This is a genomic window from Rheinheimera gaetbuli (assembly GCF_054781935.1).
The window spans coordinates 302,500-328,368 of sequence record NZ_BAAGTL010000006.1; the positions used below are offsets into that span (position 1 = coordinate 302,500).

The 25,869-nt window shown below is 49.4% G+C and carries 18 protein-coding genes; all 18 read right to left on the reverse strand.

The genetic code is table 11. The features are described from left to right. Positions 1 to 2 precede the first annotated feature (2 nt). The 18 genes from ACYVIC_RS06355 to tssM all read right to left on the reverse strand — a co-directional run bounded on the left by ACYVIC_RS06355 (position 3) and on the right by tssM (position 25,853). Entirely contained in the window at positions 3 to 4,112 is a 4,110-nt protein-coding gene (locus tag ACYVIC_RS06355; protein ID WP_460858303.1) for an RHS repeat-associated core domain-containing protein, read from the reverse strand. Beyond that, complete coding sequence (locus ACYVIC_RS06360) at positions 4,109 to 5,140, reverse strand: hypothetical protein (protein WP_460858306.1); 1,032 nt, start codon at positions 5,138 to 5,140, stop codon at positions 4,109 to 4,111. The genes ACYVIC_RS06355 and ACYVIC_RS06360 overlap by 4 nt, the downstream gene beginning before the upstream one ends. Beyond that, positions 5,137 to 6,186 (reverse strand): hypothetical protein, encoded by a 1,050-nt coding sequence (locus tag ACYVIC_RS06365; protein WP_460858308.1) that lies wholly within the window; start codon positions 6,184 to 6,186, stop codon positions 5,137 to 5,139. The genes ACYVIC_RS06360 and ACYVIC_RS06365 overlap by 4 nt, the downstream gene beginning before the upstream one ends. A 3-nt stretch (positions 6,187 to 6,189) precedes the next feature. Next, a complete protein-coding gene (locus ACYVIC_RS06370; protein WP_460858310.1) occupies positions 6,190 to 6,480 on the reverse strand; it encodes a PAAR domain-containing protein in 291 nt (96 codons plus the stop codon). Between the two features lie 27 nt (positions 6,481 to 6,507). Next, positions 6,508 to 8,322, reverse strand: coding sequence for a type VI secretion system tip protein TssI/VgrG (gene tssI, locus ACYVIC_RS06375; protein ID WP_460858312.1), 1,815 nt, complete (start codon positions 8,320 to 8,322; stop codon positions 6,508 to 6,510). An 86-nt stretch (positions 8,323 to 8,408) separates the two neighbouring features. Beyond that, positions 8,409 to 8,888 carry an Hcp family type VI secretion system effector gene (locus ACYVIC_RS06380; RefSeq protein WP_460858314.1) on the reverse strand — a complete coding sequence of 160 codons (480 nt, stop codon included), beginning with the start codon at positions 8,886 to 8,888 and terminating at the stop codon, positions 8,409 to 8,411. Positions 8,889 to 9,174: 286 nt separating this feature from the next. Continuing rightward, positions 9,175 to 11,778 (reverse strand): type VI secretion system ATPase TssH, encoded by a 2,604-nt coding sequence (tssH, locus tag ACYVIC_RS06385; protein WP_460858316.1) that lies wholly within the window; start codon positions 11,776 to 11,778, stop codon positions 9,175 to 9,177. Between the two features lie 19 nt (positions 11,779 to 11,797). Continuing rightward, a complete protein-coding gene (gene tssG, locus ACYVIC_RS06390) occupies positions 11,798 to 12,823 on the reverse strand; it encodes a type VI secretion system baseplate subunit TssG (protein WP_460858318.1) in 1,026 nt (341 codons plus the stop codon). Then, positions 12,820 to 14,652 (reverse strand): type VI secretion system baseplate subunit TssF, encoded by a 1,833-nt coding sequence (tssF, locus tag ACYVIC_RS06395; RefSeq protein ID WP_460858320.1) that lies wholly within the window; start codon positions 14,650 to 14,652, stop codon positions 12,820 to 12,822. The genes tssG and tssF overlap by 4 nt, the downstream gene beginning before the upstream one ends. Further along, a complete protein-coding gene (tssE, locus tag ACYVIC_RS06400; protein WP_460858322.1) occupies positions 14,649 to 15,140 on the reverse strand; it encodes a type VI secretion system baseplate subunit TssE in 492 nt (163 codons plus the stop codon). Before tssE ends, tssF begins: the two co-directional genes overlap by 4 nt. Before the next feature lie 17 nt (positions 15,141 to 15,157). Then, complete coding sequence (locus ACYVIC_RS06405; protein ID WP_460858324.1) at positions 15,158 to 15,958, reverse strand: type VI secretion system accessory protein TagJ; 801 nt, start codon at positions 15,956 to 15,958, stop codon at positions 15,158 to 15,160. A 7-nt stretch (positions 15,959 to 15,965) separates the two neighbouring features. Next, the gene (gene tssC, locus ACYVIC_RS06410; RefSeq protein ID WP_460858326.1) at positions 15,966 to 17,516 is read right to left on the reverse strand and encodes a type VI secretion system contractile sheath large subunit; all 1,551 of its coding nucleotides are present in this window, start codon (positions 17,514 to 17,516) and stop codon (positions 15,966 to 15,968) included. A gap of 82 nt (positions 17,517 to 17,598) precedes the next feature. Continuing rightward, entirely contained in the window at positions 17,599 to 19,092 is a 1,494-nt protein-coding gene (tssC, locus tag ACYVIC_RS06415; RefSeq protein WP_460858329.1) for a type VI secretion system contractile sheath large subunit, read from the reverse strand. A 1-nt stretch (position 19,093) separates the two neighbouring features. Next, positions 19,094 to 19,594 carry a type VI secretion system contractile sheath small subunit gene (tssB, locus tag ACYVIC_RS06420; protein WP_460858330.1) on the reverse strand — a complete coding sequence of 167 codons (501 nt, stop codon included), beginning with the start codon at positions 19,592 to 19,594 and terminating at the stop codon, positions 19,094 to 19,096. Between the two features lie 54 nt (positions 19,595 to 19,648). Then, a complete protein-coding gene (gene tssA / locus ACYVIC_RS06425; protein ID WP_460858332.1) occupies positions 19,649 to 20,743 on the reverse strand; it encodes a type VI secretion system protein TssA in 1,095 nt (364 codons plus the stop codon). An 81-nt stretch (positions 20,744 to 20,824) separates the two neighbouring features. Next, positions 20,825 to 21,598: a PP2C family protein-serine/threonine phosphatase gene (locus tag ACYVIC_RS06430; protein WP_460858334.1), complete on the reverse strand. Its 774-nt coding sequence runs from the start codon at positions 21,596 to 21,598 to the stop codon at positions 20,825 to 20,827. Next, on the reverse strand, positions 21,598 to 22,323 hold the full coding sequence (gene tagF / locus ACYVIC_RS06435; protein WP_460858336.1) for a type VI secretion system-associated protein TagF: 726 nt from the start codon (positions 22,321 to 22,323) through the stop codon (positions 21,598 to 21,600). Before tagF ends, ACYVIC_RS06430 begins: the two co-directional genes overlap by 1 nt. Then, positions 22,305 to 25,853, reverse strand: coding sequence for a type VI secretion system membrane subunit TssM (gene tssM, locus ACYVIC_RS06440; RefSeq protein ID WP_460858338.1), 3,549 nt, complete (start codon positions 25,851 to 25,853; stop codon positions 22,305 to 22,307). The genes tagF and tssM overlap by 19 nt, the downstream gene beginning before the upstream one ends. Between the last annotated feature and the right edge of the window lie 16 nt (positions 25,854 to 25,869).

Genomic DNA, 25,869 nt, shown 5'->3' on the forward strand with positions numbered 1-25,869 from the left:
AGTTAAAAATCCATCCAATCATCTGGTATTTCTTGACCTGGCATCCAATCCCGCGCTCTTCTAAAATCAGCATGTTTTTTCTCCTCCATAGGGAATCCATCCTCCTTATATCCTGTCCTTTTCACTTTATCCAAAGTATCGCTTGGCACACCGCGTTTTTCTAATTCATCAAAAAACTGATTGTTAAGTTCTTGAGAAGTTTCATAATGCCCCGTCTGATTACTAACTTCTAACAACATTCCGTGACTGACTTCAAAAGTTCCAGCCGCTGCTACAGCTTCTCCTCCGATAAGAGATGAATGGTGGAAGATACCAGCTTCCTGATACACAGAAGCAAATATTCGTCCAACACTATCCATCACGAATATAGCTTGCCCCCAATACGTATCAGTATCGGCTGTATCAAATAACTCGCCGGTACTTTTTTTAACTATTAATCCATCGATAACATCAAGCTCGAATTCAATTTTTTGTTTTTCACTAAGATAACTCACTACTTTCGGAGTATTCCATCGCCGTGAAAAACTGGGATTATCTTCACCTTTGTACTTGGACAATATGTCTTTTGTCTCATAGGTTGACTCATTTTCCTTCGCACACAACCCCAGCGGGTCTATCCAATTTATATGATTCGGTGCGTACTGGTAGTGGTTAATACCACCAAGCAGGCCTATCGGGTCCTGGCTGATAAAGCGGCCGGTTTGCGGGTCGTAGTAACGAAAGTGGTTGTAGTGTAAACCACTTTCTGCATCATAGTACTGGCCCTGAAAGCGGATCGGGTTGTCGATGTCGTTAACTGTAACCGTGGCTTTGCCAAATACTGAATAACTGGCTTGCCAGACGATGTTGTTTTCGCTGTCGGTTAAGCTCAGCGGCGTGCCAAGCTGGTCTAGCTGGTAAAAATACAGCTGACCGCCGCTTATCAGCGCCAGGGGTTTGTTACTACCCGGCTCATAAAGATACCAGCGATACTCGCCTTGGCTGTATTCACCGCTTAACTGATTTCCATCCCAGAGATAATCGGTTCGGCCGCTGGCGGTTATCTTGGCACTGCGCCGGCCAAAGGCGTCATATTCGTAACGCGTTACAAACACGCCCGATGAATTAGTGTTACTTAACGCCGTTAACTGGTTAAAGCCGTTGTATTCCCGCTGCTGGCGTTTGCCGGCTGTCACCGCAGCGGTTTGGTTACCACTGTCATCATACTGGTAGTGGTTTGCCTGATACTGCAATAGCCGGTCTTGTTTAACCACTATGCCATCGCCGCTGGGGTTACCAAAGCTGTCCCACTGATGCGCTTCGTTTTGGGCGCTGTCGCCACTATGGCTTTTACTGACCAGTTGGTCCAGCTCATTGTACTGATAAGCCGTATTACCCAACTGGTTATCCGTAACCGAAAGCAACTGATGTAAAGCACTATAACTGTACTGCCGGCTATGGCTGCTGTCGCCATGCTGCCACTGCTGCGCCGTTAAACGGTTAAAGGCATCAAATTGTTGGTTTAGCAGCATACCGCTATGGTATTCACGGGCAGTTTCACGCCCTGCGGCATCGAAGCTTCGCCACATAACCGGTTGCTGGTTTACCGCGAGTTGCGATAGCAAACCTTGCTCATTGTAACGAAAATCAACGCAGGTGCCATCTGGCAACGTGGTCTTTAACCGCTGCCCGGCGTTATTGTATTCGTGCAGCGTGCGCCAGTCGTCCTGCCACTGCTCGCTAAGTTGGCCATTGGCGTGGTAAGTAAAGCGCAGCTTACGCGCAGCGTTATTAGCGCGCAGTGGCCGGCCCAGTTTGTCATAGTAAAAATGGTTGCTGCTAAGTTGCTGCTGGTGCAGCGCGGTTTGTTCGACAACACGGCCACGCTGGTCGCGTTTAAGTTTTAATTGCCGCTGAGCTCCATCTGCCACGCTGATAACATTGCCATCAAGGTCATATTGATATTGTTGTACCCGGCCATCAAACCCCTGCAACTTCACCGGCCGCTCTAAGCCGTCATAATCCAGCTGATAGCGTGCACCGTCGCTGCGCATAATGGCGCTTAGGTTGCGCTCTTTATCATAGTCATAGTTAAACCTACTGCCGTCACTTTGCAGCATAGCAACCGGTTGACTTAGCCCCTCGTATTGCCAGCGTGTTTCAAGGCCTAACGCATTGACCTTACGGCACAAACGGCCGGCAGCGTCGTATTCCAGTTGCTCAGTAATGGCTTGCTCTGGTGCCTGCGCACTGTACTGTTTAATGTGGCTGATTTTACCGGCATGGTTACGCTGATATTCCGTCACTAAACCGCTGGCATCTGCAATACCATTTAACCGGCCAAGTTTATCGTAGCTATAGCGCGCTATCGCTTCACCCTGTTTGCGCGCCAGCAGCTGACCTTCGTCATCCCAAAGATACTGCTCCAGGCGACCATCAGCATGCTGCAACTGGCTAAGTCTACCCTCTTCATTGTACTGATAGCGGCTTGCGCCACCATCCGGGCCATACTCGGCCAGCAACAATCCGGCGGCAGTATATTCACGCCGCCACTGCCGGCCTTCTGCATCGGTATAACCGCAGCGCTGTCCCAGCTCATTGAACTGAAAATGACTAATCGCACCGTCAGCTTGCTCTATCGTACTAAGCTGACCATGCTCGTTGTAATAATAACGGGTCGTCGCGCCGCCAGGCTCTGTTTGGGCGCTTTTTTTTCCTAAACTATTCCAGCTGTACAGCGTCGTAGCACCATCGGGCGCCACTTTTTTAATCAGCTGATTACGCTCGTCGTGAAAATACTGCCAGCGCTGACCCCGGCTATCAGTGCTGGTTGCCATGCGCTGACTGTCATCATAGTCAAACTTATAATCGTAGTAGCCATCATCGCCCCAGTTGCGAGCACAACGGGCGCCTGGCCCCTCGCCTAACCAGCTGAAATAATGTTTAAAGCCACTGGCGCGCTGACGTACAGCCAGCAAATGGCCTTTGTAACCATAATGTTCAGTTTGTTGCGCTAAATCTGTAGCGGCAATCAGATCAGCCTGCTCATCGTAATGATACTGCGCCAACACGGTATCCAGCGCTTTTAAGCCCTGCGCAGTTACTGCGACCGCCTCAATACGGCTTAACAGGTTGTTGTTGTTGTAAAACAGTTCGATGGCACGGTTGCGGCTGTAATCAATGCGGCTTAAGCGCTGCTGCTTGTCATAATATAATTGCAGTACGTGGCCAAGGCTGTCGGTAATGCGGTGTAATGCCCAGCGCGCCGGCTCATTGCTAGCTGTTTTAGCCGGTACAAACACCCAATGCGTATTATCAGGTTTAAACAACACCAGGCTGCCATCGCTTTCATGGCGCAGCGCCAACGCCTCAGCCAGCTGGTAGCTGGTTTGGCCGCGCTCAGGTATGTTAAAGGGTAAACGGCGGCCCTCTTCGTTATGTAACACCAGTTGCGCTTCACCGTTATCAGTGCTCTTTTTAACAATCTGCTGGTGAAAATTACTGCGCCAGCCATAACCTAAACCAATATTTTCTGCACTTTGTGACGAGCGGTAACAGCGTTTAAACTCGATAGCAAAATCACCCGGCAAGGTAAAATCGGTCAACTCCAGTATTTCTTCGCCGTTACACATCGCCACCGGATCGCCGCAGGTTACCAGCTTGTCACCGTCTGGCATATCAACATCATTGGCATTGGTGCCGCTGTCAATGCACACAGCTGCCGGATGCTGCGCATCACTGCTGGCGCCTTTTGCCCGCCCGCCTGGATTGGCCGGTTTTGCTGCGGCGGCTTTTTTAGCAGCCGGCGCACTGGCTTCTGCGCCAATATCCGGCCTTGGCAATGGTATCTCAAATACAAACAGCTTGCCTGCCTGGATAGCCTCTGCCAGCACTTGAAGTACGTCATAGCGCACACTGAGCACTGACATTTGCACCGCCCCCCCGCCCAACCAGCTGTATACCTCAGCCAAAGCACGGGTGTCACCAGCACCCATACCGGTAAAGTAGTCTTGCAAAAACGCTTGGGCTTCAGCTACCGACGCAAATTGTTGTAAGCTGCCGGCACCGCTTTTAGCTGTGCTAAAGCGATACATTTGTGTGCTGTTACTTTTGATCTGCAGCGATTGCGTCATAGCGCTTTTACATCCTTGTTTACTAAATAATCTGAGCAGGGTTTAGCAGGACTAAATAACGTCAAGGCCCGGTACTGCCGTGCGGATATTTCCAACTGAGCTGTCAGGCCAGTGATTTCATTTCGCTGTAAGCGTGACAGCAGATGCCACAAACGATACAAGCCACCACTGGCTCCCAATTCACCACAGGCATAGGCAGGGAAAACCAGCTGGCTATCAACATCAACGGCGCCATGAAGCGATGAATACTGCATTAACCAGCGGCTGCTCTGCTGGTCATCACCGCAGTCTGGTAGATACAACTGCTTCAACGGCTCTGTGACCTGAGTGGCCAATTGCAAAAATAAATGACCAATAGCATTGTCTTGCTCTGGCATCGCACCAGGGCTGGCATCAGCGGCATGAAACAGTACGCTATTGCCATTACTGTCAGCAGCAATACAGAGCGCTATAGCACCTTCTGACAGCACAACAGCAGATGAATCCAATGCCGCGTAACGGTTTAACACGCTATCTTGCGCCAAAGAATCGACCGCCACTAACCACACCTGCGGCGATATCTTGCCGCAGGTTTCAGGCGAAACGTTATCTTGTGCGCTGTGTTGCTGAAATTGTTGAAAGTATTGCGTCGCGGCATTTAACGCCATTAACGCGCCAGCGCTGCCGTACGGAAATACCCGGCAACCCGGCGACATCAACAGTGGCGGCAGGCGCTGCATCAATAATTGTAAAAAGGCATTCAGAGTACTGTCATCTGCTCCGGCTTGTTCGGGCAGGATAAGATAAACCTGTTGCTGTTCGACAGCACGGCTTTGCAGCAATAATTGCTCAAGCAACCACACTAAGCGCACTGGCAAGGACTGTCCGGCTGCAGGCGGTGCAACAAAAGCCGTAGCCAGCTGATTGCCCTGCCAAGGTAATGTTTTCGGCATCAGGCCCAGCAATTCCAGAGCCTGTGCATCTACGCTGCTTTGAGCAGCGCCAAGCAGCATCACACTGTCCTGCAGACTAATCGCTACGTTCGTCATAGTCTTACCTGAAATGCATCAGCCGCCAATAATGGCTCCTGCGATGCCTTTATTTTACGCAAACAGCTGGCAAGCTGACGCTGCTGCGGATTACCGCTACGCCAAACGGTATCAAGTTGTAAATCACTTAGTACAGCACCACAAAGATACCGTGCACCACTTCGATTAGGCTGAAACTTTTGCAATAACATCGGTTCGGCCAGACAGGCTTCACTATCCATAATACCGAGTAGTAGTGCCAGCGCGTCAGCCGCTGCCTGGTGTAATGTTTGCTGTTGTGCCAGTTCAGCTAACAGTGGCACAAACTTAAGCTGACCACTGTAGCCCATAGCAGCGAGTGCAGCCCTCTGATCATGCTGCGCCAGATAGTTAATAAGTTTTGCCTGGGTGCAATCATCAACTGTGACCAACAGTAACATCAAACCAAATGGGTGCGGCTTGACACTTTCAATCAGTTGCTGCGGCGAATAAGCTGCAATATCAGCCTGATAGTCAAGTGTGCTTAATTGCAGTGCCAACTGCTTTACTATGCTTTGACTGTCATCTACCGGCCGATATTGCTGTAAGCTTTGATGCGCAGCAGCAGGTTTGGCCAACACCAGATACCATAAAGCGGCGGGCGTTAACGGCGCATTGTCAGCAAAGGGGTCAACTGACAGCTGTAAGTATGCTGCCAGCGTCCAAAGCAAAGGGTTATCGGTATTTTGCGTCTGTTGTTGTAACAGCTTTTGCCAATTCGGCAGGATGGCATTAAACAGCTGCGGCTTTATCTGATGCAATAACAGCCAGCTCTGTTCAGGCAGGCATAGATGACTCAGTGCATTAACGGCTAATAGATCGGTGTTGTTGTCAGCCAGCAACCACTGCAACCACTGCGGTTGCGCGGCGGCTATAGCGTTTTGCTGTTGTAACCAGTTAATGGCTGTTAGCAGCTGCTGATCATGCTCGCGTAACTGTTTTAGCGTGCAGTACCGGCTATCAGGTAATTGGGCGCGCTGATTAAGTAATAACTCTACCTGCGCCAACATAGCGTTATACCGCGACATCAGCTAACCACCGATAAACACTGTTGGCACACCAACCACAATTTTGCCACCATGGGCGGTATCATCACCCTGACGCGCGGCGTTTTTACCATTAATAAATACCGTTGCAGAGCCACCACTAATAGTATCGGGTGGACCAATACATACCAGCGTATCGCCCTTACGCGCAGCCGGTATGCCACAAATAGTCACATTGGGCGAGCCTTGCACCACTGGACCACCGACATGTGGCACTTTAGCTGTCACCTTGGGGCAAAGATGCATACAACCTATCACTGCGGCGGGCTTGGCCATCTGTGTCTGTCCTGTATTACGCGGCCGTCAGTTAATACTGACTTTGCTGCCTTTAATGGTGATATTCACGCCTTTAATATCAATAGAGCCGTCACTTTTCATCGAAATAGAAGCAGCACCGGTTTTAATGGTGATAGCATCACCGGCGTCTATCAACAGCTTCTTACCGACTTTCAGGCTGTCGCTGCCATCAACAGTATTTTTGCGATCTTTATTTACCGTTTCGGTATCATTGCCTTTGACCGTTGTCAGACGATCATTGCCAACCATATCGGTTTGATCATTTTCAACCTGCAGTTCAAAGTCTTTTTCGGCATGCAGGTAAAATAACTCGGCGCCTTTTTTATCTTCAAAACGTATTTCGTTGAAGTTGGCCGCTGCACCATCCTTGGTAGAGCGGCTTTTGATACCACTTTGGGTTTTTTCGGTTGGCAAAGCATAAGGTGGCATGTGATCAGAGTTATATACCGCGCCAATAATAATAGGCTGGTCCGGATCACCATTTAAAAACTCTACCAGTACTTCCTGATCACGGCGTGGGAAGAAAAATGCGCCCCAGTTTTTACCCGCCCAGGTCTGGCTAACGCGAATAGCACAAGAGCTTTCATTATCTTTAATGTCAGAGCGGTCCCAATGAAACTTCACTGTTACCCGGCCAAGCTCGTCCACTGAAATTTCTTCGCCACCTTTGCAGGTTACAGTGGCAGTTTGTACACCCGGAATAGCAGGTTTAACCGCACTAAGCTGTGGCCGGTAAGCGACCTCCTTGGGCACACAATAAAACGTATTGCTAATTTGCTGGCTAGCCGATTTTTTCGCGCCGCTCTGACTGGTGATCTCCGCTGTTAACCGCAGATCTGTCAGTACATACTGCTTACCAGCTTCAGCTGCATCGTCATGCTCGGTAAGGGAAAAGGTTTTACCAACAGTAAAACTACGACAGTTACTAGCGCCTTTGCGTCTGGCGATATCACGTTGCAATGCTTCAAGCCGGATATCTGCAATAGCTTTAGCCCGCGGATGAAACTCAGACCCGGCATCATAATTAAATACTTCGTAATCAGCATGACCCGGCACCAACTGACCTTTAGCTGCCGTACCAGTAGGTAATGCCGTTGGTTTTTTCAAATCAAAATGACGTTGCACAAATTTACCAGGGGCCATAACCAGGGCTTTTTGCCAGGCATGAATGTGAGGCTCAGACAAACTACCACTGAAATACTTCACTTTTGCATCAGCTGCCGGCTCATAGGCGGCCGCTTTGTCAGCCAGAATTAACTTATGGCTGCCTTGCTTGTGTTCAAAGTAGTAAAAAATACCCTCTTGCTGTAACAAACGGGAGATAAAGTTAAAATCACTTTCCTGATATTGCACTTTAAAATCATAATCAGGGTAACTGCCGCTAATTTTGGCCGAGATATCAATTTTAACACCATGCTCACCGGCTATTTGTTCAACAATTTTTAGCACATTTTTAGCACGGAAAATACGGCTGTTGACCCGATGCTGCATATACCAGGCTGCTGGTACTAACTTTAATGCATAGTCACGGTACTCGCCCCCTGCAGCTTCTTTGCTGACCCGCTCACCAAGAGCAGTAATATCGGCGACAACAGCATGGATAAAACGCTGTTTTTTCTTGCCCAACTCCAGAGTGATGGTCACTTCCTTACCAATCAACTCATCTTGCTTAATACTCTGGCCATTGCTGAATACCTCGGCGTTGACACTAAACAACTGTGACATCGTTTCATGAAACACAAAACGGGTCAGAATTAACGCATCCTTGCCCAGCGGTGTGCTAATGCTAATGCTATTTTCATCCTGGGTTGCCTGTTGCATCCATTCGCCTCAACGATTACTGAAAGATAAGATGATAGGTAAAAAAGTGGTAGGTTGGTGTGCAAGGCACACCAACCTGGTTCGGCTTACAGCTTAGAACCTTTAACGCCGCTGTAACCGTATACCAACGGTGCAGTAACGTTATTTTTGTCGTCAGTTGGAGTTACTGTCATCATCAGCTCGGTGTAGCTAATAACGATAGTTTCTACCGGACGGTCGCCAGATACAGACATCTGATAGCTGCTAATCATTGCATCAGTCAGTTCAATCTTCATGATTTCTTCCACTTTGTCACCTTGTTTGGTGATGTGGAACACGGCTTTCTGGCCTTTACCAATGGTTGCTTCTTTGAACAGATCCGGAGAGGCCTTGTCCTGCAATTTGGTAATAACGATATCGTTTAAACGCGTGGCGCTGGCTTCACGGTCCATTGCAGTACCGGTGTAAGATGACAGTTCACGCTGAGTGCCCCAGTCCATAGACAATACCGTAATCATGTCTTTGAACTCTTCAGCAGTAGTTTCGCCTTTGATCGCGCCGTATTGCAGGTAGGTATTTGCTTGCATGCTATGCTCCTTTTGCATATTTAAACAGTGCCCGAAACCGGGCATAAATATTGCCTCAGTGTGAAATCACTTCAGACAAATTGTTAAAGGCCGCCTTTGAATTCATCAGTATTAAACATTTCACAAATGCTAAAAAACCAAATAAATCACAATAAACCAACAAAAGCCTTAAACTTCACAAATTATATCGACAAACAAAATATTGACAACACATAATTAACTTTTTTAGTCGTGTTTAATTAACTTTAATTTTGTCAATTCACAATAACAAAAATCTTGCCGTCATTTAGCTCAGCAGGTAACTGAACTCTGCCTGCTGCACACTCAGGTGCAATGCGCTAATAGGTTTACTGTCAGCAATGCGCTGTAAAATACCGACTGACAGCTCAGGCAATAGTTTATTTTGCAGAATATTGTGAATAGTACGGGCACCTGCTCCGGCATCCTGGCATTGGTTAACAATATGCTTTACAACCTGCTCGTCGTAACTGAAAGCAGCGCGATAGTGTTGCGCTAAACGTTTTTCAATACGTTGCAACTGTAAACGACTAATGAGTGCTAGCTTGTCTTCATCCAGCGGTAAATAAGGGATCAAATTTAACCGGCCTAAAAACGCCGGTTTAAAAACCTGCAGTAAGTCATCTTTCAGTGCTTTGGCCAGCCCATCAGTAGATGGTGCCGTATCGGGATCTTCAAACAAACGCATAGTGGTATCGGTTCCCACGTTTGACGTCATAATGATAATGGTATTTTTAAAATCAATATCGCGCCCTTCGCCGTCTTTGATAGTGCCTTTATCAAACACCTGATAAAAAATGTCCTGCACGCCAGGATGCGCTTTTTCCATTTCATCGAGCAAAATCACGCTATAAGGCTTACGTCGCACCGCCTCTGTCAGTACGCCGCCCTCACCATAGCCAACATAACCCGGCGGCGAACCTAGCAACAACGACACCTTATGCTCTTCTTTAAACTCTGACATATTAATCACGGTCAGTTGATCTTCGCTACCGTACACCTGTTCGGCCAGCGCCAATGCGGTTTCAGTTTTACCTACGCCACTTGGGCCCGTTAGTAAAAAGATGCCATTAGGTTTGTTTTCATCTGCCAGTTGTGCCCGTGAAGTTTGGACAATGCGCGCCATCAGCGTCAGTGCATGATCCTGCCCCACTACGCGTTGACGTAATACCTGATCCAGTTGCAGCACAGTGTTAATTTCGTCGGCTTGCATTTTACCCAACGGAATACCCGTCCAGTCTGATACCACTTCAGCTATCAGCTCGTCTGTTACCTGCCAGTGCACCATTGGCTCACTGATACTGGCAAATTGTGCTTTAATCTCAAGCAAGCGCGCTAATACCGGCGAATCAGCAGCATGCTGCTCGCTGCTTAGCTGTTCAGAAAGCTGTCGCGCTTCTGCTACCAGCGTTTTCTGGTGTTGCCATTGCTGCTGTAAGCTGTCTGCCAGGGTTTTCTGCGCCGTTAATGTCTGCTGCAAGCTGTTTAGTGCATCCAGGTGCTCCACACCCAGGCGCTGCTCACGCTCAAGCATGGCTATTTGCTGATGTAATTGTGTTAGTTGGCGCTGTGCGTCTTCAACCTGGCCCGGCAACGCATCCTGGCTCATAGCAACACGGGCGCAGGCAGTATCAAGCAGGCCGACGGCTTTATCCGGTAACTGCCGGCCATTAATATAGCGGTGCGATAGCTGAACTGCGGCCAGCAATGCCTGTTCGGTGATCACCACGCCATGATGTTGCTCCATTACAGGTAATAAACCACGCATCATTACTGCCGCCAACTCTGGTGTTGGCTCTTCTACTTTGACGACCTGAAAACGTCGCGCCAGTGCCGCATCTTTTTCAAAATACTTTTTATATTCTGCCCAGGTGGTTGCAGCTATAGTGCGCAGCTCACCTCGCGCCAGTGCGGGCTTCAACAAGTTTGCTGCATCGTTTTGGCCGGCTGCGCCACCGCTGCCTATCATGGTGTGGGCTTCATCAATAAATAAAATTACCGGCACCACCGAGCTGTTCACTTCTTTAATCACGTTTTTAAGCCGGTTTTCAAATTCGCCCTTCATACCGGCCCCAGCCTGTAACAAGGCTAAATCCAACGTGCGCAGACTCACATTTTTCAGTTTGTCTGGCACTTCGCCGGCGGCAATTTTCAGCGCCAGGCCCTCCACTACAGCGGTCTTGCCGACCCCGGCTTCGCCGGTGAGTATCGGGTTGTTTTGCCGACGGCGGGTTAATATGTCTATCATTTGCCGGATCTCGTAATCACGACCAACGATAGGGTCAATTTTGCCGGCCGCAGCCAACGCGGTCAGATCAGTCGTAAACTGGTTTAATGCCGGCGTTTTGCCACCTGCTGGTGCTTTACTTGCCACCATGGTTTCTACTGTTGTTTGCTCCGCACTTTTTGCTACCAGCTGCGGCCATACGCGCAGTAGCTCAGCACAGTCGATATTATCCAGGGCCGGAACACGCCGGCTAATCAGCGCAGCCATGCTGTCATCTTTTAACAGGCTGTAAAGTAAATAAGCGCTGCGAATTTGCTGGTCTGCAAAATCAATAGTGGTATTAAGCCAGCTGGCACGTAGCAAGTTAACCAGCTGCACTGAGATAGTCGGCAAGGCGTTATTGCCGGTTTTCATCTGCTCCAGTGCCTGTTGCAGGTGCTGACGGACAATATCTGGCGATACATCAAAACTGCGCAGTATTAAAGACACATCGCCGTCATTTTGCTCCAGCATTGCATCCAGCCAGTGTTCAATCTCGACACTATAATGCGACCGCGACTGACAACGCGCAGTTGCCATTTCCAGTGACTGTCTGCTGGCCGGGTTTAGTTTTTCGACCAGATTTTTTAACGTGGTAGTAGACATAATTGCTTCCTGTGCAAAATTAACGCTGTCTCAGCTGATAGCTAAGATGACATTTATGATGTTGCTGATTGCTGCGCGCGGCCAGATTACCGCTTTGCCCCAGCCGGGTTTGTTGTGCCGACAACCTGGCAACGGGAAAGTCCTGCTGTCGCCCTATCAACGTCAGCCTTACCTGCAATGCGCCAGGCAGAAAATCTGCCAGCACAGTTTGCAGCAAGCTGTGCTGATAACTGCCCGGCAACAATTGCCCGGCCTTACCAGGTTTAACTGTCAGTTGTAATTCAATCGCCGAACTAACATCCCACACCCGGCCGCCCAGCATTGCCGACTGTCCCAGCTTTACATGTTGTCCCTGCGGCTCAGTGCGCCGCGCCAGGGCACTTTGTTCACTGGCCTGCAGCGCCAACCAGCGACCACGCAGTGGCACAATCTCTACCCGGGTTTGTAGTAAGTCAGATAACAGTTGCTTCAGGTGTTGAGCACTGCGCTGCTGTGCGCTAAAAGCGCCGGCGTAATACAAACCCAGGGTTTGTCTGGTGCCACTTAACCGGCTAAGTACCTGACTGAAACTATCCTGACCATCAGTGTGCATTTCGTACTGGCAGGCAAAACGGTACTTTTCCCAGGCACGGTAGTACAACGACACCAGCCGGTGATTAAACAAGTCAAAAAAGTCGCGCATCGTTTTATCGCGCTGTTTCAGACGCTGCAGCACCATTTCACTATAATGCTGCGGCATAACGCCACTGGGCCCGGTCAGGCCGATAAAGCTGACATGCATATCAACTGCCCGTGCTGCATTTACCGGCCCGTTATTTGAATGCTGTACTGTACTGTCAGGCCGTGGCACCACTTTAGTTACTGGCTGCCCCGGAAAGCCAAGATGCTGAACCGCTTTAAAGCGCACCACTTCCTGCGCCGGAAAACCATCGCGGCCAACGCCGTACCAGCGTTTTTGTTCGCTGCTAAACTGACGCTCTAACGAATACACCGCCTGATAAAAGTCAAATGCCGACGGCTGTTGTTGTAGTTCTTCAAGTGTCATAGCAGCACCTTGCTACCACAGCGTGCTGGCCATTGATGGTACAGCTGCTCATGCTCGCGTAGCTTTATCGCCAGGCGGGTATAGCTATTCAGGCTGGCAAACTGGGCAAAAAATACATCCAGCACGCTGGCGAAAAAATAAATACCACTGCCGGCGTAAGAAGACTGGGTAAATTCCAGCTGAATTTCGCTGCCACAACACACCGCTACACGGCCATGCTGCACAACCCTTGCTGTGCCTGGCCGGATAGTCAGACCGCAAAGCCCGTCAATCAACGCTTTAGATTCTGGCGTGCAACGAAAATCATACAATTGCAGCGTCTCTTTTAGCCGGGACAATGCATCTGCACCGCTAAAGTGATTCAGCGTTAAATGACTCACCAGCTGCCAGCGACTGGCCTCATGCAACGCTGGCCGCACACTGGCGGTTGGCGCAAGCAAACAACGCACCTGCTTTATCACATCGGCATGTTTACGAATTAAAAACTGGGGTTCACCGCCACCAAATGGCAGGTACGTTGGAAGATTACGATTGCTACACAAAGCCTGAATTTGGATAACCCAGTCTTTATTAGGCCCGGTGGCGGTAACGCCGTTGAACTTGCGGTCAACGACAGACAAGTACACCTCTGTACCTGCTTCAGAAAAGCCACCGGCCCAATCTGCAAACTCGCGCCGGCTATGCCAAAACATATCCTGCTGCTGCAGGTAATCCGGATGCCCCTGGCTGTAATATGGGTTTAACGTTACTTCATTACCAAAAGCATCATAGGCCTGTACCTGCTGTATCCGGATGACTTCACAAACATCAGCATCCATATAACGTGGCACCAACCGGTACTCGTACTGTGAGCTATCCAGATTCACCGGCTCCAGCTTCTGGCTAAACAAATTAATTATTGGCGTACAACCGAGTAGTAAACTGTCAGCAGTAATATGCCGCTCCAGCTCCGGAGCACCATCACCAAGATAAAAGTACAACTCAAACGCATCAGCGATGCCAGGCCAGCTGGAGTCAAGGTCTGACAACTCGACAAACAGAAACTTTTCCGGACACAAAAATTGTTCAATCAGCAAACGATAACCAGAAAAACTGCGTTGGCTATAGGGCACAACTTGCTGTTCATCGGCAAAGCCAACTGCACTGAGTGCGGTTTTACTGATAAAGCGCATAGCATCCGGTTTACCTGCCGGCGCAATGCCAATTGCCAGGGTTTTACTTAACAGCAGTTCATATAAACGATAAACATGGTGGCGCTGGCCATTCAGATAGAACCGCAGACATGACAGGTCCAGCTCGTGCATAGACGTATTATCGAACTCGCAAGCCAGCTTTAGCCTCAACAGCGCCTTAGCGCTTTGTTGCACCGGTGGCTTAGGGGCATGAAACGGCGCATTGTTAAACTCTGCCGATACGACCGACAACGGATACACATTGGTGTCGTAACAGGCCTCAAAGGTGCAGGGCTTTAAGCCGTCAGTGCGGCTTTCAAACTCAGTGCCACGTTTTACTGTTATACCAGAGTTAGATAAGTTCTGGCTGGTAAGTTGTATCACTGATATCGACGGAATAGGCGCCTGATAATCAGGGTACAATTGTCCCAGCAACGCGTCGGTTAGCTCCGGAAAGCTGTCATCGAGTTTTTGCCGTACTTGCGCGGTTAGTAATGCAAAGCCTTCGATCAGCCGCGAAACATGTGGATCTTCGACATTCTCTTCACTTAAACGCAGCCGGCCGGCAATTTTCGGGTATTGCTCAGCAAATTCAGCGCCCATGCGGCGGATAAAAGTCAGCTCACGATTGTAATACTTTAGTAATTCATCATTCATGTCTGATAATCCCTGATGGTCAAGCCTAAATGCACCGGTTCAACCTCCGAGTCGAACATTATGTGCTCTGGCTCAGGATCGGCGTACAACAACGCCTGAATACGTAGCCTTAGCACCCGCTCCACATCGTGCTCTTGCTCCGGCACACTTACCTCAACATCGACAAAACGTGGTTCAAACCGGCGAATGGCTTGTTCTACTGCACGGCATAGGGCAAGCCGCCCTTCATCCGAGTCCACCACCATTACCGAAAAATCCGGCAAACCATAATTCAGCAGACTTTGTGGCAGTTCGTTGTAGCTGTCTGGCCAGGTATGCCACTGTACACGGCTGTTAAGCAGGTTTTCCAAATCGCGGCGTACACTCTGACGCAGTGCTTTCAAATCGAAACCACGCCGGCTACGGCCGCTGTCCTGCTGGCCCGGATTGTCGTCTATGAGGCGGTCTAACAACGACTGCTGAAGCGCTTGTTTTTGCTGTATTTTCACCAATTATTTACTCTGACTCAGGCACTGGCCGTTAGCTCTGCGCCAGACAGATGCTGCAGCTCAGCAAAGCTCATCGCTTCGTCACCGCACAACAGCATTTTCAGGCCCAGTCCGGTAACCAGTTGTGGATGCAGCTCTTGCCATTGTGTGTCACGGCCCAGGCGCTCAGACATCCGCACACTACCCTGATAAGTCATAGGCACAAACACCTCACCACTGGGGCCGTCTTTAATAATAATTTCAGCGCGGCGCCAAACCGTATCTAATAACGACTGTGGCCGCTTCAATTGCAGGCTGTCTATTTCGCTGAATTTAGCCAGGTAATATTTACCGTCAGTACCAAACAGTTCAAGGTAGCCACCCAGGCTGTCGTCCAGATCGCGCAACTCTGTTACAACAGAGCCATTAACCGTCAACTTACTGCTCTGACGTTGTTGTTCCAGTTTTGCTGCAGCCAGCGCCGCTTGTTCTGTGTTTTGCTCTTTTAACGCCAGGCGCAGCGCCAACAAGGCTTCAAACATCTCATCCGGCTCAGCAAATAAGGTGGCCGTCATGCCGCCGTCTACAAAGTCTTGCCGGGCAACCGCAGCACGGATTAGCTGGCGCAAATTTACCGCGCCGACCAAGAAGTCCGGGTGCTGTCGCACCAGAATATCCAGCTGCTGATCAGCTTTTTCTAATGCGCCTTGCAAGCACAGCAACTCAACATAATTTGCGCGAACGCCCGCATTGGCCGGGTCGTCCCGCAGCTGCGCCACTGCACATTCTGTCGCAGCCGATAGCTCACCTTGGCGAATTAATTCCTGTAATTGTTTCACGGTAACCTCACGTAGTAACAGCTTGTTTGGGTGACAGTTCAGCAACCAGTTTCACTGTTGTAATCATTTGATCTAACTGAAAATGTGGTTGCAGCTGGATGGTAGAGAAATAACGCCCGGGTTCGCCACGTTTTTCCCGTACGGTAATGCGGGCCTCACGTAACGGGTGACGTGCCCGTACGTCTGTTGACGCATCGGTCGAGGCTGTGGTGTAACTGTGCAGCCATCGCTGCAGTTCCTGCTCACAATGCTCTGCCGAGTGATAACCGCCTACTTTGTCGCGGCCAATAACTTTAATGTAGTGCGCAAACCGTGCCACACAGAGAATGTATTGCAACATTGCCGATAAACGGGCGTTGACTGTCGACAGTTTTTGCTCGTAACGTTGTGGCAACTGCACAGAGGCATTGTTGTAAAACGCAAAGTAGTCACTGTATGGCACCACTGACAGTGGAATAAAACCGTTGTCGGATAGCTCCGATTCAAAACGGTGTCCAACCAGTAAATTTACTGACGGTTTATTGCTACTCTGATACTTTTCTGTCTCGTAACGGCTTACCGGTAAATCACTGACCAGGCCAAAATTATGCTGGCCGGATTTCATACCACGGATCTGGGCGAACCAGCCAGACTCGCTATACGCCCTTACCAATACAGATGCAAAAGCAAAAGCGGCATTCCCCCACAGATAATCCTGCTCTGGCTGGCCTAACGCCTCTTTAAATACAAAGCTTTCTGAACGCGAGCCATCATCTTTATAGGGGCTACGCATCAAGATCTGCGGCAATACCACACCTAAAAAGCGTGCATCTTCCATCGCCCTTAACGCGCGCCATTTAACATACTCGGGTTGCTTAAACTGGCTGGCAATATCTGACACCAATCCCAGTTCAGAAAAATGATCAACGCCAAATAATGACGGATGCGCCGCGCAGATAAAGGGCGCGAATGCGGCAGCCGCTGTACGCGCAACTTCTTTTAAGGTATCCAGATCATTACTAAACTGCCCCGGGCGAATTTTATGACTTATCTGGTAGTCGCCTATTAGCACACCGAACGGCTCACCGCCTGGCATATCAAATTCGTTGTCATAAATCAGTTTAAAAAAATCGCTCTGGTCAAAATCTATTGCCCGGTTGATGTCTTTACTCAGTTCAGCCCAAGACAATGACAATAGCTTTATCTTAATTTTTTGCTCGCGATCGTGTCGCTCAGTTTGCTCGGTCAGGTACAACAAACCACGCCAGCTGGATTCCAGCTGTTGCAGGGAAGCGTGATGAATAATGCTGTTTAGCTGTAAATTAATCAGCCGGTCTATATCGGCAATGGCGCGACATAGTAAGGCGTTAAGCTGATTACCGTTACTAATCTGCACGCAGGACACATGCTGCACCCAATACAGCACAGCAGACAATGGGTCTTGTTCACGTAAAAAGCGGTCGAGCACACCGCTACGCTCCAGCCTTTTATAAGCGGGCTGATTAAAAGCGCTCTGCTCATGCACTGACGACGCGGCACTAAATACATCAGCAGCAACAAACCTGACGGCGTCTACCATGACAATTGCATCCGATTAACTTATTAACAACCCCGGAGTCACCAGCCAGATGGGGATGGCATCTGGCCGGCAACTTCAGGTATTAACCACCCATTTCAGGAATTTTTGCTACCAGACGCAATGAGGTAGACAACTCTTCCAACTGCAGCCAGGGCCGTAGCCACGCTACTGCATTGTATGAGCCAGGACGACCTGGTATTTCGCGCACCTGCACTTTGGCGTCAGCCAACGGATAACGCGCACGGACTTCCTGACCGCTGCCTTCGGAGGCGTTAACGTAGTTTAAGATCCAACGGTTTAACCAAACCTCAACATCTTCAGCTTCCATAAAGCTGCCAATTTTGTCGCGTGCCAGCACTTTAAGGTAATGAGCAAAACGCGAGGTTGCCATCAGGTAAGGTAAACGTGCAGAGATTGCGGCGTTGGCCGTGGCTTCCGGTGAGTCATATTTCTTCGGCTTTTGTGCCGTCTGTGCACCAAAGAACACGGCATAATCGGTGTTTTTGTAGTGACATAAAGGTAAAAAGCCCATTTTGCCCAGTTCGGCTTCGCGCCGGTCAGTAATGCCAATTTCTGTCGGGCATTTCAAATCCGGGTCACCGTCGTCACTCATAAAAATATGACTTGGCAGGCCTTCAACTTTACCGCCGCCTTCGGCACCTCGGATCGCCGTGCAAAAGCCATACTGAGCAAAAGCGTTAGTCAATTTTGCTCCCATGACGTAAGCGGCGTTCATCCAACAATACTCTGCATGATCAGTAGTCTTTGCCACACCTTTTACCGGGTCCAAAGCAAACTCTTCAAAGCCAAATTCCTCAATCGGTGCTGTAGCACTGCCATAAGGTAAACGCGCCAGCACGCGAGGCATTGTCAGAGTAACAAAGCGCGAATCATCACTGTCGCGGAATGAGCGCCACTTTGTATATTCAAGCGACTCGAAGATTTTCTCCAGATCGCGCGGTTTAGACAATTCAGTCCAATCATCAAAACCAAACAATGCCGGTGCTGAAGCAGAGATAAACGGACAAAAACCAGCCGCCGCAACGTTAGACATATAAGTCAATGTTTCGATGTCTTCAGGGTGGTTAGTAAACTCATAGTCGCCAATGATCGCGCCATAAGGCTCGCCGCCCGGCGTGCCAAATTCAGATTCATAAACTTTTTTAAAGGTTTGGCTTTGGTCAAACTCCACTGCTTTGCTCAAATCTTTGTACAGCTCTTTTTTGCTGACACTGATCATACGAATTTTTAGCGAAGCACTGGTTTCTGAGTTCATGACCAGATGGTTAAGACCGCGCCAGCTGCCTTCCAGCTTTTGAAACGCCGGGGCATGCATAATGGCCGATAACTGATCTGAAATCAGCATATCCAAACGGTTAATAGCTTCGTTAAAAGTGACGGTCAGGTTTTTGTTCCAACTGACGGTACCGCTTAGTGCTTCTTCAGTCAGTGTACGCAGTAACTCCTCGGCGCGCGAGGCATCGGTTTGCTTGGTAGCACCAATAGCCTGATCCAGTAAAGAGCAGGAAGATCCAGTGGCATTATCATGCTGTTCCAATAAAGCTTCAGTGCTCATGTTACTTATCCTCTATGCTCAGTTCCTGCGCCAGCTGCTGCAGGTCCTGGTTGTTGTTCAGCACGCGCTCCAAAATATTTTCCAGCTCTTCTGAGCGGTCAATTTTTGTCATCAGATCGCGCAGTTTATTGCGGGTCGCCATCAACTTATCCAGCGGTTCAACCTGCCTTACAATGGCGGCAGGTTCAAAATCCTGCATCGACTTAAATTGCAAATCGACATTAAACTCACTGCCATCTGCAGCCAGTTTGTTGTCCACTTTGAAGCTGAGTTTCGGATTCATTCGCTTTAACACTTCATCAAAGTTGTCGCGATCAATCTGCACAAAACGGCGATCTTTAAGTGGTTTTAATGCTTCTGTGTTCTGGCCGGCAAAATCGCCCATTACGCCTACGACAAAAGGCAGTTCTTTTTTAACCGCAGCTCCCTCTGTCTCAACGTCATAGGTAATATGCACACGGGGCTTGCGCACCCGGGATAATTTACTGTGAATACTTTCCATTGACTTTCTCCTGTTACTCAGCTGTTATTTTGTGCTGGCAGCAACTGCTGGCCACTATTTATTTTGCGGGATCCCCGCCAGCCGGAAGTACTGGTTACGGCTGTTGTTGTCATCAATAAGCTCTTGTAAAAGCTCTGGTAGTGATAAACCACTCCAGTGCACTACTTGCTCTAACGCGTAGGAAATAGGTGAATGAGGCTCGGTTTTGCGAAAAAACTCTGCCGCTTGTTTCAAACTCTGTAATACCTGCTCACGGCTTTGCACTTGTTTCGCCACCGGATCTTCAACTTCAACAGTGCCATCATCGTTAATCGAGGTTGTTATTGCTACCGCCGCCTCAGCGTGCACCAATTTATCGGCAGCCAGATACAGCACCGCATCCAAACATTTTTGCAACGCTTTGCTAATCGCACTGGTGGGTTGTGGCTCACCATCCATGGCGCTGTCCATTGCTTGTGACAGCAACGAAAACTCAGCTATTGCTTGTTCAATTTGTTGCTTTAAACGTAAATAAAATGCAGCCGACGTTTCATTAACCGCGTCTCTAATCTGTTCCAGACTGGCGATACCCGCGTCGGCTTTTTGCTTTTGCCGCTTCTCGTCTTTACGTGATATATCCGCTGCCCGCTGATATTGCCAGCAGGCAAACTGGCCATACGTTGTGACTTCCGTCAGTGGGATACTTAAAATCGGTGTTATTAGTGCGCCATCGCCTTCGTAGCCGTTTAGGCCGATAAGTGGCGCTACACGAATTTCCATACCGTCTTCGTCGGGCAACGGATACAAGCTTGACCAAAAGTGCTCTATTAACAAGCGGGTAGTTTTAAAACCTGCTGCCAGACCAATAAAGCCATCTGTGCGGCACCAGGCTTCTATCAGCCAGGCTGCATACTCAAGGTCTTTAACGTCATGGGATAACAGTGCCGGTATTGTTTCCGCCAACGGACGCCATTCTGAGACCAACGCCTGAAAGTCTTCGTCCTCAGCCAGCATTGCACGTTCATTGGCTCTGGCCTGGCCTCGTATATCTTTTAACTGGTAATACTGTGATGTAGGTGAAATATCGATACGCGGATCGGTACCTGCGGGTGAAGTATCACTCACATTTTCCATTAACACTTCAAAATCAATTAACTCACCGTATTCCATCACAACAACCAAAATGAGACGTTACCCAGCTATCGATGTTACTTTATTGTTTTAGTTATGACAAGTTTTAACTATTTATTTCTATTTGTTTAGGTACAAAGGAATTGTCTTGTCTTTTTCGTTAATATGGTCGCCGTAATCATCAACTCTTACCAACACGCAGGTAACGTTATCGCGCGCACCAGCTACTAAAGTCGAGTGCAGTAAGACACGGTTCGCCTCGGCCAGATTGGTGTGCAGCAGGTACTGACTGATTTCATCATCAGTAAGTTCTTTATTCAAACCATCGCTACACAGTAAAAACAAGTCACCGCTTTGCCAAACGCCACTGACAACATCGATGGTAAGATCACTGTCGACGCCGACGGCCCGGGTAATCACATTAGCCAGTTCGTGTGTTTCTGCCTCAGCACTGCTTAACAAACCTTCGTCTACCATGTCGTTAACCTGGCTGTGATCACGGGTCAATTGCCGCAAAGTTCCGTTGCGTAAGATATAGCCACGACTATCGCCCGCCCACATAAAGTGGTAATGCCATTTATCTATCAGCAATACCACTGCCGTTGAACCGGCCGTATTACCGGACAAATGCTGCTCGCTGTAACGATACAACTCTGCATTAGCCTGATGTAGCGCATTACTGAGTAGTTGAACTGACGGCTCAACGCAGCGTTGCACAGCAACGCGAATAGTATCCACCACCAACTGGCTGGCAATATCACCGGCTGCATGGCCGCCCATGCCGTCTGCCACTACCCAGACACCACTGTCGGCCATGTCCAGGCAAGCATCTTCGTTAAGTTTACGCACCAGACCTTTGTGGCTCTGTGCATCAGAGATCAAATGCTTAGTCATCAGGCCGCTCCGGCGGTTTGAATATCGGCATTAACCCAGCCCCAGCGTTGCCAGTCTCCACTTAACATTGCGGCATACTGACTGACCTGTGGCAGACCGCTGCTAACCAGGGTACAAGCAGGGACCAATTCAGAGCCCTCTGTCCACCACAAACAATAGCGGCCAAATAATTGCCGGTAGCTATGGTGCAATAAACTATTAGTGTCTGGTTGCATGTCAGTACTCAGCACCCAGGCTGGCCGGCTTTGACTACCGGCAAGTTGTGGCGCCGTCACCTGCAGCCCGGCAGGCCAATGCCAATCAATAGTGTTTAATTGCGCCAGCCAGGGCTGCAAAACAAAATCATCATCTAACGTTTGCAAAATCTGTTGTTGCATCACGTCACTCCATTGCGTGCTCTGACGGGCATGCACCGGCGTAGTATTAAGCTTGCGCGCCAGGGTAAACGGGAAATGCCGGCCCACCTGATCTACGCTTGGCATCAGACAGCCTATCATTGCATCCTTACCACAAATGCCTGCCGACAATGCAAAGTGCCACACCGGGCTGGTCAAATAGGTATCAAGCCAGTCGCTGCCAAGCTGCTCGCGACTTACCGCCATTACAGCTTGTAACCACTCGTTCCAGCTATCGACAAAGTCTGCGGCTAAACCGTTGGCTAAGAAATCTCCGCGGCTGGGGATCTTGCCGCATAATCCTACTTCAGTTACAGGCTGGCTGGACAATTGAACCTCTCTAATGCATTGCTCCAAAACGGGTTATCAACGGTATCGGGAATGAGCTCAACCCGCGCATGGTTGCCCTGTACCGCCAGATGCAAAATTTTATCAGTCCGGGTTTGCGGTCTGGCTTCGGTAAGGCCGTCGAGAAAACGAAACCAGGACCATTCGCCATCTTGACTGGTGTTAGACGGCAAGCCCGAATTAGCGGGTGTAAACACCAGGCGGGTTTGTAACTTATTGCGGTCACCGGGCCAGAAAAATTGTCTTGAGCGCGTCGGGCCATGCCGGTATGACAACTCCTGGCCATCCAACTCCAGCAGAACATGAGTGATATGCCGATCCAGATACACCGGTCGCAAGCTAAAGCCCACTTTTAAGCGTTGGCTGCCCTCTTCAAAAAACGCAGAACGGATCTGCCGGGCAGCCTGAAATGTCGTCAATATGCTGTGATCTAAACCAATGTCCTGTTTAAAACTCCAATTGGCCCGGCTGGTATTAACAAAGGGCTGCAGATAGTCTTTAAAGAAGCTGTCCAGGGTGCCGCCGTAACCAAAAAACCGCTCAAAGTCGCGCAGTTTAATATCATTTTTGCTGCGCCGGTTAAGAGGGTAACGCCCGGCAATAGCTTTGCGATACTCGGCCAGCACCGTGCCCTGCCAGGCTTCGTTAATATGTTGCCGGCTACCTTTGGCAAACAGTTTACCGGTGTCAGCAGAAACGTCACCCAACCAGTCGGCAAACGGTGCGGGGATCTCGCTTTGCAACCTGCGCAGCGCCAAGCCAAGCTCTTTGCCACCTTCGCCGTTCAACTGATTAACATAAGCCTGGCGTGCCATTCCGCCGGGTGCGTACAGCCGTTCCAGATATTCATAGTACATCCTGCTAGTTTGGCCAATTTGATCGAGTTGCGCATCGCTAATACTAAGTATCTCAGTAAATGCCAGCTCCACGGCTTTGCCTGGCAACTGCTGTTGCAAGGCTGACATATCGTCAGGTAACAGGCGGTCAAGCCGGCTTTTCTGGCCGGAGAACTGCGTCTGCGCTACCTTGCCAGCGACGTCAGCAGCCATATCAAGCTCAGCTGACTGTGGCATGCTGGTCAGACGCACATTTTGCTGTACAGCCCGGATAATACTTTGGATTGGTTGCTCTGGCCCGGACAATACACGGGTTACAAAAACGCCTTGTTCAACATCATCTACCGGACTTATAGCAATATCATCAAGCAGTTGCTGCCACTGGTAGGCATAGTCACGTAAGTATTTCTCGCTTACCTGCTCCGACAGGCTAACATCACCGCTGCCATTATCGCCGCCAGCCAGATCACCATATACCCAGCTGTCTTCCATCAGGCTGCGGATAATGCGCCGCTTCTCTACATTAAACAGGCCATGAAAACCCTTGTAGGTATACAAGCCAGCAATACCCTGTTGCAGCGGTACACCTGATTTACGCCGCACTATTTTAATACTGTCGGTGCCAAGCACATCCAGCAGGCGAAAATCCGGAATATGGCTTTTGATAAGTTCAGTGCGGATACGCTGATAAGCCCGCTCAGCCAATGGTACCGTCAATAACAGCTCACGTGCAGCAACTACGGCATCTGGCTGATACTCGGCGCCTTTAATGCCACTTTGCAACAAAGCCTGTAAATGATTCTGCAATGATAACCGCAGCGGCAAGCTGACATCGCCGCCATAGCGACGTTCGGTATACAGCGCAAACCATGTCGTTACCTGTGCGGCATCAAAGCGTTCGGGCTGAAACAACATCAGGTAAGTTTTCAGCGTTTCGTACAAATAATCCCGATGTTCCGCGTTTAACTGCATTTCCTCTGTCAGGCTTTGCAACAAGTAAGGTACAAAACTGTGATACAAACCATGCTGGTATGCGGTTTTCGCCGCTTGCCCCAGCTTATCTCCCTGATACAATCCCAAGTTCTTAGGGCCGTCGGTCGGCAACACCCCCGCGAAACCTGCAGGCAGGTCGCGCAACAAATTTAGACGCTCATTTAGTGCCACGACATCATCAGTTACTGTTTTATGCCCCGCTAAGTTCTGGTATGTGTTTATCGCTGCACTCACTTCATCAACCAGTGCGGTATTCCAGCGGTAACTGCCAGCCCATAATACCACCAGCGCTGCAGCAGAGCAGACAGTGGCCAGCATAACGCCTCTGCGGATCAAACGATGCCGGTTCTTATGCTGTAAATTAACCGATGCGAGTTCACGTTCAGGTATCACTATTTCTTCAAAGAAGCGTTTAATAAAATAGCCTTTACCCTCGCCGGTTTGACGACGTAGTGGCGGCTCAGCCAGGCCAAAATTATTGCCCAGTTGTGACATAACCCGATCGATCGGCACGCCCTCCTGTGTGGCACTGGCAATATAGACACCGCGCAACATGGTGGCTTTTTCAAATGGGTTCGGCGCAAAAATTTCTTTTAGAAAATCATCTGCGGCATTTTGTAATAACCGCAACTGGCGCGGAAACTCATAAATGGCCGCCCGGTTTTCCTGATCGTGCTCATATTGTAAACGCGAGTATAAGCGCTGAGTCAGCCGGTTAATAATGGCATGAAACTCTTTATTGAACTGAGCCACCGCGCCTTTTTCGCTGTCTTCATGCGCGGCATCAAACGTCATGCCCCACACCTGTTCACGCTCTTCTTCACTGAGGTTATCGAAAAACTCGGTAAAACCGGCAATTAAATCTGCTTTGGTAAACATCACATAAACCGGGAATGTCATGCCCAGCTGGTTTTGCAACTCCTGCACCCGCTGCTTAATTGCACGGGCATGCAGGTTGCGCTCGGTCTTAGTTTGATTTAACAGGTCTGCCAGACTAACAAACACAATCACGCCATTAATGGGCCTGCGAGGCCGGTTTTTTCTGAGTAAGCCCAAAAAACCCTGCCAGGCGGTAGAATCCTGCGCAGCATGGCTGTCTTGTGTGGTGTAACGCCCGGCAGTGTCTATTAACACAGCCTGATTAGTAAACCACCAGTCACAGTGGCGCGTGCCACCAACACCGGCAATCGCATCTGTGCCCATATGTTCTTTTAATGGAAATTCCAGACCAGAATTATGCAACGCAGTCGTTTTACCTGAACCCGGCGGGCCAATTAACATGTACCAGGGCAATTGATAAATATCTCGAGCCTTGCCAAAGCGGGCATGCTTTAAAATATCCAGTGCTTTTTGCATGCGTTCACGCAGCACTTCAATATCACGCTTGGCTAACTCATCCTGATGCTGGTTTTCATCACCATGCAGTAAGGTATTGACTGCATCACGGTTTGAACGGCTTTCCTGTAGTCCTTTAATATAGTGCACTGCGCCCCAAACCAGTGTAATGAGCAACAATGTTACCAGGCGCGCAGTGCTGCTGGCCAAGGGTTCATAGCCGGCGATGGCCAGCAACGGGCCACCAAACCAGATCAGCAACGCCAACGCCAGCAAGCCCAAAACAGTAATAAATACACTGGATTTTACTAGCCGCAATACAGATTGCAGTATGGCTTTAAATTTCATAACAGTTTCCTACTCT

Bases quoted from the DNA above. Each gene is read 5' to 3' on its own strand.
- tssH (WP_460858316.1), bottom strand. From the start codon at position 11,778: ATGTCTACTACCACGTTAAAAAATCTGGTCGAAAAACTAAACCCGGCC.
- ACYVIC_RS06380 (WP_460858314.1), bottom strand. From the start codon at position 8,888: ATGCAAGCAAATACCTACCTGCAATACGGCGCGATCAAAGGCGAAACT.
- ACYVIC_RS06360 (WP_460858306.1), bottom strand. From the start codon at position 5,140: ATGACGAACGTAGCGATTAGTCTGCAGGACAGTGTGATGCTGCTTGGC.
- tssI (WP_460858312.1), bottom strand. From the start codon at position 8,322: ATGCAACAGGCAACCCAGGATGAAAATAGCATTAGCATTAGCACACCG.
- tssB (WP_460858330.1), bottom strand. From the start codon at position 19,594: ATGGAAAGTATTCACAGTAAATTATCCCGGGTGCGCAAGCCCCGTGTG.
- tssG (WP_460858318.1), bottom strand. From the start codon at position 12,823: ATGACACTTGAAGAACTACAACAACAGCCGTCGGCATTTGACTTTTAT.
- ACYVIC_RS06430 (WP_460858334.1), bottom strand. From the start codon at position 21,598: ATGACTAAGCATTTGATCTCTGATGCACAGAGCCACAAAGGTCTGGTG.
- tssC (WP_460858329.1), bottom strand. From the start codon at position 19,092: ATGAGCACTGAAGCTTTATTGGAACAGCATGATAATGCCACTGGATCT.
- tssM (WP_460858338.1), bottom strand. From the start codon at position 25,853: ATGAAATTTAAAGCCATACTGCAATCTGTATTGCGGCTAGTAAAATCC.
- tssC (WP_460858326.1), bottom strand. From the start codon at position 17,516: ATGGTAGACGCCGTCAGGTTTGTTGCTGCTGATGTATTTAGTGCCGCG.
- ACYVIC_RS06355 (WP_460858303.1), bottom strand. From the start codon at position 4,112: ATGACGCAATCGCTGCAGATCAAAAGTAACAGCACACAAATGTATCGC.
- ACYVIC_RS06370 (WP_460858310.1), bottom strand. From the start codon at position 6,480: ATGGCCAAGCCCGCCGCAGTGATAGGTTGTATGCATCTTTGCCCCAAG.
- tssF (WP_460858320.1), bottom strand. From the start codon at position 14,652: ATGAATGATGAATTACTAAAGTATTACAATCGTGAGCTGACTTTTATC.
- tssA (WP_460858332.1), bottom strand. From the start codon at position 20,743: ATGGAATACGGTGAGTTAATTGATTTTGAAGTGTTAATGGAAAATGTG.
- ACYVIC_RS06365 (WP_460858308.1), bottom strand. From the start codon at position 6,186: ATGTCGCGGTATAACGCTATGTTGGCGCAGGTAGAGTTATTACTTAAT.